We start from the raw sequence: 3,202 nt of genomic DNA on the forward strand, positions 1-3,202 counted from the left end.
CTGATTTTATGCATCGACAGAATAAAATAAAAATTAAAACTTATAAAAAAGTCCAAGCAAATCATGTTGCTCGGACTTAATATACTATTTTTAAAACGTTATTAACTGTAACGCTTTTTTAGGACGGGACAAAATATGATATTTCTTTTATATTCTATTATTTTAAGAGAAAATAAATAGTTATGATTCATCAGAGAGAATTTCGTCTAAAAGCAAGGTCTAGGGGGTTTCATTATATCACATCAGAAGTATTGGAACAGTTACCATCATTACCTGATGTGGGTATGCTAAACCTCTTTATCAAGCATACCTCAGCTGGATTGACAATTAATGAAAATGCAGATCCTAGTGTACTTGATGATTTAAATAGTATTTTCAATCGTTTAGTTAAAGATGGAGAATCTTACTATATACACAGTTACGAAGGAAGTGATGATATGTCTGCTCATGCAAAAACAGTCTTAGTAGGTACCAGTTTAAATATTCCTATAACTAATGGCCAGTTAAACTTGGGTACTTGGCAAGGAATCTATCTTTGCGAGTTTAGAGACTATGGCGGTCCACGCTCTCTAATAGCAACAGTGATAGGATAGAAAACAAGAAGAGGCTGCTAGATGATTTATATTAGCAGCCTCTTTTCGTTTCATATTATAAATTTTGGAGTTTAAGCAAAAGCTTTAATTAGTCCAAACTGAGTAATCAGTTGAGATATCAAGGTGATTATGGCAAATAGTAATATAAAATAGACTAAGAATTTTCCTCCAAAGACACGATAAGGAGCATCTGGAAATTTCTTTCGTGATTTTAATACCATTAATGCTGGTACTATGATAGACCATATAGCTGCTGCAAAACCAACATAGCTAATCGCAATTACAAATCCGTAAGGGAATAGAAAAGAAGCAACTAAAGGAGGTAGAAATGTAATGCTAGCCGTTTTTAATCTACCTAGTCGTGTATCTTTTATATTAAATAAGTCGGCTAAATAGTCGAATAAACCTAGTGAAGCGCCCAAAAAGGAACTAATAATAGCTACGTACGTGAAGAAATTAATAAGTTGTTTCAATAGGTCGATTGTTACATAGCTACTTAGCGTATTAATCATTGCTTGTACATTGTCTTCTGCAGAATTTATGGCTATAAATTCAGACCTAGATAAGTTTCCTTGCACTGAGGTAAGCCAGAGAGTATAGACAATAAATGCAATAAGAGATCCCCATATAATACTCTTTTGAATGGTCTTAGCATCTTTTTGGTAATACAACACCATGCTGGGTGCAGTACCATGAAAGCAGAATGAGGTTACGCAGACAGGCAATGCAAATATAAAATATTTCCAATAACTGTCTTCAGAACTTGCTCCTTCGATGACGCCAGGAGTATTACTTAAAAAATCAAAATTAATATGTCCTAGTAATCCTGTAATCATGCCTATAAAGCTAATTACCATGGCGATGATAAGAATAGTTGAGGCTCTGTCTATTGCTTTTGTAGAGATCCATACGCAAAAAGCAAGTACCATGCAAAATAGAAAACCTCCTAGAGGTTGATAGGGAGTAGTATTACCCGTAACAGACTCCATAATATTTGTTGTAATGCTGCCACCTACAGTGATGTAAGCATAGACTAGGGTATAAAGAACAAAGGTTATGGTTACTCCAGTAATGATGTTCCATTTTTTGCCTAATAAATCCTTCACCATAGTATCAAAGCTCGCTCCGTGCGGGTAATGAAGATTGGCTTCGACCAACATTAAACCTGAGCATAGCATACAAAAACAAGAATAGATTAAAACAAACAAGGAACGATAATACCATAGACCAGATGTTGCGATAGGTATAGCAACCATACCTCCTCCAATTAGTGTACCTGCAATAATCATTGTCCCTCCTAAAAGGGAGGGAGTCTTAGTGTGTTTGTTTTGTGTCATTTTTACTTTAATTAAGGTGGGCAAAAATACGACTTTAAAATTGAGGATGCAATAAATACTTGAATCTCCTTAGGTAAAAGCTATGTCGGGTTTTAAGATTTTAATAAGATGAAGTGAGGCGATTGGAGAAATAGAAATATTGGCACTCGAAAAAAAATGCTTACTTTTGCATAAAATATTAATATAGATGTCAAAAGTTAAGGGTTTTAGAAAACTCTATTTGGGAATCTTGAAGAAAATGAAATTTCTTCCTCCTCATAAGTGCGTAAAATATTATTACGAATATTATACGAGTCAAAAGTATAATGATAAGAATCCTATCCGATTCAATGAGAAAATTCATTGGTATAAAACTCACTATCATCCAGCTATTTTGAATCAGCTCGTTGATAAATATGCAGTCAGAGAATATGTAAAAGAAAAAATAGGAGAGCAATATCTTAATGCCTGTCTAGGAATATATGAGGATATTAATGATATTGATTTTGATGCTTTACCAGATCAGTTTGTTATAAAAGGAGTACATGGATATGGCTTTAATTTAATAGTTTCTGATAAGTCTAAACTGAATGTAAGGAAGGCTAAATTGAAGCTATATAAATGGAAAAGACGTAATCAATATTATCGAGGTGGTTTAGAATGGGCTTATAAAGATGTTAAACCTAGATTCTTGGTCGATAAATTTATGGCTGAAGCAGCTCGTGGCTCACTAACCGATTATAAATTTTACTGCTTTAATGGTAAGCCTAAGTTTTTGGAAGTTCATTTAGATAGAAGAGAAGATCATAAATCAGGTTTTTTTGATTTGGATTTTAAGTTGTTACCTTTCAGAGATGTAGCTGAATCTATGTGGATTCAATCGCCAATTACTAAACCTACTAATTTTGACGAAATGGTACACCTTGCTGAGGTTTTAGCAGACCGCTTTCCATTTGTGCGTGTAGATTTTTATTCTATTAATGGTAAAACTATTTTTGGGGAAATGACTTTTTATCCAGGAGATGGTAGATACGAGTTTATTCCTGATGAGTATAATTACAAGTTAGGAGAAATGTTTGTACTTCCTAAGCTTCCAAAAGGTGAGACAGAAATAACAGAATATTAAAATCTGGGTATGTGGCTAACTTGGATTGGCTAAATAAAGATTAGTGCATAGGATAGTTTAATAAATAAATAGAGAGGTTACCTTGATTTGGGGTAACCTCTTTTTCTTTGAAAGAGCTCTATTCTGACACCGACAAGACAACGACATATCGGTGTCAAAGTATTGTC

At 33.7% G+C, this 3,202-nt stretch carries 3 protein-coding genes; 2 read left to right on the top strand and 1 reads right to left on the bottom strand.

Annotated features, from left to right (window positions below; translation table 11 throughout):
* Positions 1-182 precede the first annotated feature (182 nt).
* Positions 183-593: a secondary thiamine-phosphate synthase enzyme YjbQ gene (locus K8V80_RS01295; RefSeq protein ID WP_006745525.1), complete on the top strand. Its 411-nt coding sequence runs from the start codon at positions 183-185 to the stop codon at positions 591-593.
* Positions 594-664: 71 nt separating this feature from the next.
* On the opposite strand, the gene K8V80_RS01300 is transcribed toward K8V80_RS01295, so the two are convergent.
* Positions 665-1,930, bottom strand: coding sequence for an aromatic amino acid transporter (locus K8V80_RS01300; RefSeq protein WP_276774900.1), 1,266 nt, complete (start codon positions 1,928-1,930; stop codon positions 665-667).
* A gap of 187 nt (positions 1,931-2,117) precedes the next feature.
* On the opposite strand from K8V80_RS01300, the gene K8V80_RS01305 reads away from it, so the two are divergent.
* Positions 2,118-3,035, top strand: a complete 918-nt coding sequence (locus K8V80_RS01305; protein WP_276774902.1) for an ATP-grasp fold amidoligase family protein — start codon at positions 2,118-2,120, stop codon at positions 3,033-3,035.
* Positions 3,036-3,202: the final 167 nt, after the last annotated feature.

It is taken from the genome of Bacteroides coprosuis, assembly GCF_020741705.1.
Taxonomy (GTDB): domain Bacteria; phylum Bacteroidota; class Bacteroidia; order Bacteroidales; family Bacteroidaceae; genus Bacteroides_E; species Bacteroides_E coprosuis.

What these genes read in the sequence shown, in the direction of transcription:
- K8V80_RS01305 (WP_276774902.1), top strand. Translation starts at nt 2,118, where the DNA reads ATGTCAAAAGTTAAGGGTTTTAGAAAACTCTATTTGGGAATCTTGAAG.
- K8V80_RS01300 (WP_276774900.1), bottom strand. Translation starts at nt 1,930, where the DNA reads ATGACACAAAACAAACACACTAAGACTCCCTCCCTTTTAGGAGGGACA.
- K8V80_RS01295 (WP_006745525.1), top strand. Translation starts at nt 183, where the DNA reads ATGATTCATCAGAGAGAATTTCGTCTAAAAGCAAGGTCTAGGGGGTTT.